The sequence below is a fragment of the Neisseria sp. HMSC068C04 genome (assembly GCF_001810105.1).
In the GTDB taxonomy this organism is placed as follows: Bacteria; Pseudomonadota; Gammaproteobacteria; order Burkholderiales; family Neisseriaceae; genus Neisseria; species Neisseria flavescens_B.
This window is the reverse complement of sequence record NZ_KV799959.1, coordinates 1-5397: the sequence shown is the minus strand read 5'-3', so window position 1 is coordinate 5397 and position 5397 is coordinate 1. Positions and strand designations below refer to the sequence as shown.

Sequence of the window (5397 nt, the reverse complement as noted above, 5' to 3'; positions counted from 1 at the left end):
CACTGATTCTACTCAAATACCCCCTTAATCCTCCCCGGACACCCGATAATCAGGCACCCGGGCCGCCTTTTAGGCAGCAACAGGCACACTTAGCCTATTGGCGGCTTTCAAAAGGTTCAAACACATCGCCTTCAGATGGCTTTGCGCACTCACTTTAATCAGTCCGAAATAGGCTGCCCGCGCATAGCGGAATTTACGGTGCAGCGTACCGAAGCTTTGTTCGACCACATAACGGGTCTTCGACAAATATCGGTTACGCTTCGTTTGAGCTTCCGCCAGCGGATGGTTGCGGCAGGCTTTTCGCATTATGTGGGGAAAATTAGATGGGAATTATTGGTGTGGGTAAGGGTGGGAAGGGTTTACCTGTTGAGGCCGTCTGAAAAGTACAGGCTGCTTTTTGGGTTTTCAGACGACCTCCAAAGCAGCCTGTACTCAGGTATTTTGGATTGACTAACGCGAGCTATCTGCCAAATACTTTCCGCCAGGCATTCGGATTGATTTTAAACTTGGCTTTAAACTGCAAACGTAGGTTTGCCGCGCTGCCTAAGCCGCTTTGTTCGGCGATGCGTTCTATCGGCAAATCCGTATTTTCCAACAAATCCTGTACCTGCCATAGCCGCTCTGTTGTGAGCCACTCACCGAAATTCATGCCTGTGGCTTGAGAAAAATGGCGGATAAAGGTACGGCGGGAAACGGCTAATTTTTTTGCCAAGTCGTCCAAGCGGTATGGGGTGGCAAGGTTTTGGCGCAGTTCGTCCAATAAGTGATTGATTTTGTCATCGGCGGTACGACGTTCGACAGGTCGGTGGATAAACTGCGCCTGCCCGCCTTCGCGGTGTGGTGCCGCAACCAAGGTACGGGCAAGGTCGTTGGCAACGGTTGCACCGTGGATTTTGCGGATGAGGTAAAGGCAGCAATCCAGCCCGCCCGCCGCACCTGCCGATGTTAAAAAGTTGCCGTCTTCCGCATATAGGCGGTTGGTATCCAGATGAATTTTAGGGAAACGGCGGACAAAGTCGTCTTCGGCAAGCCAGTGGGTGGCGGCGGTTCTGCCGTCTAAAAGTCCTGTGTAGGCAAGGGCGTAAGTGCCGTAACATAGGGCGGTGATATGCGCGCCACGTTGTACTGCTTTCTGTAAATGTGCGCTCAACTCGGGTGTCGGGGCTTCTTCAATATTGCGCCAGCCTGCGATGACGATGATGTCGGCTTCTTCCGTCAAATCCAAGCCGCCGTGTACGGGAATGCTTGCGCCCAGTGCCGTGATGACGTCTTTGCTGTCATCGGAACAGATTTTCAGGTCAAAGAGTGGATTGTCCCGATAGGTCGTCTGAAAAACAGAAAAGGGAATGTTGAAGACAAAATCATTCATGCCCGATTGAGCATATAGCACGATTTTGGGGACAGCTTGATTTTGGCGAAACCCGTTACGCTCGTTTTCAGACGACATTTTGGCACTATCCTTACGTTTATTGGCAATATTGCCTATTTTAGCCGATGCACCTGCTGTTTAAAATACGCTCCATGATTTTTTAAGGAGCAATATCATGAAATTAAATCAATTTATTCTTTCAGTCGTTTTAAGTGCAACTGCCTTTTCTGCTTGGGCAGACGATTCATACCAACATATCCGTAACGCTACCGCCAAAGTCGAATATGCGGGGCAGACGTTTTTGATTGACCCGTTTTTCGCACCCAAGCATTCCATGAACGGCTTTGCCGGCACGTTCAACAGCCAAGCCAAAATGCCGCTGGTCGGGCTGCCGATGAGCGTGAATAAAATTTTGGACGGTGTGGATGCAGTTATCGTTACCCATACTCACGAAGACCATTGGGACGAAACCGCCGCACGTTCTATTCCGAAGAACCTGCCCGTATATGTGCAGCACCAAGCTGACGCGGCCAAAATCCGCAGCCAAGGCTTTACTGATGTACGCGTGTTGAACGGCAGCGCTGTCTTCAACGGCGTAACCATCAGCAAAACCGGCGGCGTACATGGTACAGAAGCCATGTATGCCAACCCTCAGCTAGCCGAAATCTTAGGTGATGCAATGGGTGTGGTATTCCAAAGCAACGGACACAAAACCGCTTATATTATGGGTGATACTGTGTGGACGGCAGATGTAAACAAAGCATTGAACCGTTACAAACCCGATTATCTGATTATGAACACGGGCTACGCGCTGATTTCAGGTATTTCAGACGGCATTATTATGGGGACGGCTGATGTATTAAAAGCCAGCCAAGTCATGCCTAAAGCCAAAATCATCACCGTACACATGGATACCGTGAATCATACCGCCGTCAGCCGCGCCGATATGCGTAAATTTATACGCGGTCAAAGCATTGAAAGCCGTGTGAATGTTCCGGAAGACGGAGAAATTGTGAAGCTAGATTGATAAACGGCTCATTACCCTAAAGCAGCCTGCACTTTGCTTTTTAAAGTGCAGGCTGCTTTATTTTTTCGCCGCTTTTATTAAACCGTCCAACCATGCTTGATAGCCGTTTACCATTGGATTCGGCACGGTTTCTGCCAAACCTTTTGCGAGTTTGCCGATTTGGCTTTCTTCGGTTAATACATGCACGCGGTTGTTCGGCAGGCTTTCTAAAATCCAAGCGCCGAAAATTAAAGTGGTAGTGCTGGCGATTAACGAAAGCATCGTACAAAATCAGCTTGAACTGCGCCAAATTGACTTTGCGTTGGTAACACCTGATTTCCAAGCACCGGATATTCATGCAAAAAATCTGTATGACGAACGCTATATTTGTACCGTTCGCCACGATCACCCAATAGCCCAACAATCCCAACTGACCCTTGAGCAATTTTGCCAGTTAGAGCAAGCCTTGATTTCCTATTATGGCGGCCGCTTCAGCGGTGTCGCCGACCAAGCCCTGAAAGCGATGGGACTGCAAAGAAATGTCAGCCTGTCGGTATAAAACTTTATTGTCTTGCCTGAATTGCTGGAGCAAAGCGATTTATTAGCGTCGTGCCTGAGCGCTTGATTATTCATTTAAACAATCTCAAACGCTTTGAACTACCTCTTAAAATTCAAGGCTTCACCAAAACATTGATTTGGCACGAACGGACCCATAAAGATCCAGCATATCGCTGGGTTAGGGAGTTAATTGAAAAGGCTTGTTTGGTTGACGATGAAAAATAAGCTACTTAATGTCCTATTTTGTATTCCTTTCACTCATATTTTTTCCCAGTTCCTCCACCAAAAAATCTAAAAATACGCGTAGGCGAAGATTGACGGCTTTATCGCTGTAATAAACAGCATTGAAGGGGAGCGTTTTATTGGAGGTTTGTTCAGTAAGTAGGGGGAATTAATTTTCCTTCAGCGATGTCATTGTCTACCAAAAAATCTGATAAACAAGCAATACCACAACCTGAAAGGCACAATGATCGTAAGATTTCACCACTGCTGGCGGTAAAGTGCGGTGAAATTTTATAGGGATTTCCTTGAGCATCTAAAACCGCCCATGTATTTAGAGAAGTAGGCTCGGTGAAGCCTAAACATTGATGATTGGCAAGATCTTCAGTTGATTGTGGTGTACCGTATTTTACTAAGTAGTCTGGACTGGCGACTACACAGAAGTGGCTATCAAACAAATGACGGGCACACAGCCCTGAATCATCCAATTCTCCAGCTCGTAAGGCAATATCGACTTTGCGTTCAATTAGATTGATATAGCCTTCGGAAGAAACTAGCGAAAGTTGAATATGTGGATAGCATTCGTTGAATTTTGCTGCCAGTGGCACTAGCAGATGTAACACCATCGGCATAGCAGAATCTACCCGTAGTATGCCTTGTGGTACTTCGTGTACTGCCAGCATTTCAGCTTCTGCCGCCGCCATTTCTTGTAGAATTTTCTGTACTTGGCGAAAATATTTCGAACCTTCTTCTGTTAGTCTTAGCTGTCGCGTGGTACGGTTGATGAGGTTCACGCCTAATTTCTCTTCTAGTCTTTTCACCACGCGGCTTACCGCAGAATTTGCCATCGCTAGCTGCTTGGCTGCTCGGCTAAAACTGCCATTTTCGACTACTTGTACAAATACTATTAATTCTTCAGAAGTTGTTTTCATTTTATTATTCTGTTTAACGCAAAAGAGTTTTTTTATTTTTGCACTTTTTAAGTATAAAGTAAAACGGCATAATAAAGTCCTCTTTGGATTATTATTTTAGGAGCAAAAGATGAATATTTTATTATTAGATGGCGGTAAAAATTTCGGACATTCACATGGCGAGTTGAATCACACGCTTCACAAAAAAGCGAAAGAAGTTTTGACCGCACTTGGACATGATGTAAAAGAAACCGTGATTGATGCCGGCTATGATGTTGAAGCAGAAATTGAAAAATTCTTGTGGATGGATGCCGTGATTTGGCAGATGCCGGGCTGGTGGATGCACGAGCCTTGGACAGTGAAAAAATACATAGATGAGGTATTAACCGCCGGACACGGCAAACTTTACCACAGTGATGGCCGCCATCGTGTCAATCCAACCGAAGGCTACGGCACAGGTGGTTTGTTGCAAGGCAAAAAACACATGCTCTCGCTTACTTGGAATGCGCCGATTGAAGCCTTCACTCGCGAAGGCGACTTTTTCGAAGGCAAAGGTGTGGATGCGTTATATATGCACTTTCACAAACTCAACGAGTTCATCGGCTTGACCCGTCTGCCGACATTCTTATGTAACGATGTGATTAAAAATCCACAAGTAGAACAATATTTAGCAGACTATCAAGCACACTTGGAAAAAGTATTCGGCTAATGGCAAAAAAGGTGGGTAAAAATGCCCACCTTTTTTATTATTGATGAATAGTTGTGATCATTGTAAATGAGCCACATCGTTAAGTTGCTCAATATGAAAACCGATTTCACTATCATATTTCACAATACTGATCGAAGTATTTAACAATGACACGGATTTACTCTCATCACGATGGTTTTCCCAAGTCGCTCCGCCTAGTAAGGATAATAAAAGCCGCAAGGTATGGCCATGTGATACCACTAAAATATTGGCTCCCGATTGATGTACTTTAATGATATCGCAAAGGGCGTCCATTGCACGTACTGCTAATTGTTCAAAGGTTTCACCACCATTGCTTAATGCTTTATAAGCTGCCGGGTCATTAGTCAGTTGTTTGAATTCGGTTAGTTTCCGCAGGTCAGCGATCTGCATACCTTCCCAACTTCCAAAAGATTGTTCATTTAGTCCACAGTGCTGAAAAAGAGGGATGGGACGCTGGCCGATAATATGGCTAGTCGTATCAATGGCACGTTGTAAAATGCTGGAATAAGCAGCGGTAAATTCTACTTGTTGTAGCGCTACGCCGGTTTTCTGAGCTCCTGTAATTCCTTGGATGAAAAGAACAGGCTGCACTACAACCGTTTTG

The 5397-nt window shown here is 45.6% G+C and carries 6 protein-coding genes and 2 pseudogenes; 3 read left to right on the top strand and 5 right to left on the bottom strand.

The window, feature by feature from the left end; translation table 11 throughout:
- Positions 1 to 69: 69 nt before the first annotated feature.
- Positions 70 to 309: pseudogene (locus HMPREF2700_RS06675) on the bottom strand (transposase); the annotation flags it as partial.
- A 151-nt stretch (positions 310 to 460) separates the two neighbouring features.
- Complete coding sequence (locus HMPREF2700_RS06670) at positions 461 to 1447, bottom strand: GlxA family transcriptional regulator (RefSeq protein WP_070591102.1); 987 nt, start codon at positions 1445 to 1447, stop codon at positions 461 to 463.
- A 97-nt stretch (positions 1448 to 1544) separates the two neighbouring features.
- Between HMPREF2700_RS06670 and HMPREF2700_RS06665 the strand changes: the two genes are divergently transcribed.
- Positions 1545 to 2396, top strand: a complete 852-nt coding sequence (locus HMPREF2700_RS06665) for an MBL fold metallo-hydrolase (RefSeq protein WP_070591101.1) — start codon at positions 1545 to 1547, stop codon at positions 2394 to 2396.
- Positions 2397 to 2453: 57 nt separating this feature from the next.
- Here HMPREF2700_RS06665 and HMPREF2700_RS06660 read toward each other — a convergent pair whose 3' ends face one another.
- On the bottom strand, positions 2454 to 2657 hold the full coding sequence (locus HMPREF2700_RS06660) for an SRPBCC family protein (RefSeq protein ID WP_070591099.1): 204 nt from the start codon (positions 2655 to 2657) through the stop codon (positions 2454 to 2456).
- On the opposite strand from HMPREF2700_RS06660, the gene HMPREF2700_RS12020 reads away from it, so the two are divergent.
- Positions 2635 to 2934: a LysR substrate-binding domain-containing protein gene (locus tag HMPREF2700_RS12020; protein ID WP_283129689.1), complete on the top strand. Its 300-nt coding sequence runs from the start codon at positions 2635 to 2637 to the stop codon at positions 2932 to 2934. The genes HMPREF2700_RS06660 and HMPREF2700_RS12020 overlap by 23 nt on opposite strands.
- A 237-nt stretch (positions 2935 to 3171) precedes the next feature.
- Here HMPREF2700_RS12020 and HMPREF2700_RS06650 read toward each other — a convergent pair.
- A pseudogene (locus HMPREF2700_RS06650) lies at positions 3172 to 4084 on the bottom strand (LysR family transcriptional regulator).
- 109 nt (positions 4085 to 4193) lie between these two features.
- Between HMPREF2700_RS06650 and HMPREF2700_RS06645 the strand changes: the two are divergent.
- Positions 4194 to 4772, top strand: a complete 579-nt coding sequence (locus tag HMPREF2700_RS06645) for an NAD(P)H-dependent oxidoreductase (RefSeq protein WP_070591098.1) — start codon at positions 4194 to 4196, stop codon at positions 4770 to 4772.
- Positions 4773 to 4829: 57 nt separating this feature from the next.
- On the opposite strand, the gene HMPREF2700_RS06640 is transcribed toward HMPREF2700_RS06645, so the two are convergent.
- Positions 4830 to 5397, bottom strand: a 568-nt coding sequence (locus HMPREF2700_RS06640; RefSeq protein WP_070591096.1) for a histidine phosphatase family protein, incomplete at its 5' end; no start/stop codon positions are given.

Bases quoted from the DNA above. Each gene is read 5' to 3' on its own strand.
- HMPREF2700_RS06670 (WP_070591102.1), bottom strand. From the start codon at position 1,447: ATGTCGTCTGAAAACGAGCGTAACGGGTTTCGCCAAAATCAAGCTGTC.
- HMPREF2700_RS06665 (WP_070591101.1), top strand. From the start codon at position 1,545: ATGAAATTAAATCAATTTATTCTTTCAGTCGTTTTAAGTGCAACTGCC.
- HMPREF2700_RS06660 (WP_070591099.1), bottom strand. From the start codon at position 2,657: ATGCTTTCGTTAATCGCCAGCACTACCACTTTAATTTTCGGCGCTTGG.
- HMPREF2700_RS06645 (WP_070591098.1), top strand. From the start codon at position 4,194: ATGAATATTTTATTATTAGATGGCGGTAAAAATTTCGGACATTCACAT.